At 79.7% G+C, this 306-nt stretch carries 1 pseudogene; it reads left to right on the forward strand.

Annotation, left to right across the window (positions count from 1 at the left end):
• Positions 1-306, forward strand: a pseudogene (locus ACLBXP_RS25615) (GNAT family N-acetyltransferase); the annotation flags it as partial.

Genomic DNA, 306 nt, shown 5'->3' on the forward strand with positions numbered 1-306 from the left:
GAACGCCTACGGGCAGCCGATCGGCCCCGCCCTCCCGGACTGGACCCCGCGGCCCCGACCGCCGCGGACCCCCATGGACGGCCGCACCTGCCGGGTCGGGCCCCTCGACCCGGCGCGGCACACCGACGACCTGTTCGAGGCGCTGGCCGGCGACGGGGCGCGCTGGACCTACCTGTTCGGCGAGCCGCCCGAGAGCGCGGCCGCGTCCCGGGACCGCCTGGAGGGCCTCGCGGCGAGCGCCGACCCCCTGCACCACGCGATCCTCGACACGGGCAGCGGCCGCGCCCTGGGGCTCGCCGCCTACCT

It is taken from the genome of Methylobacterium sp. A54F, assembly GCF_053346035.1.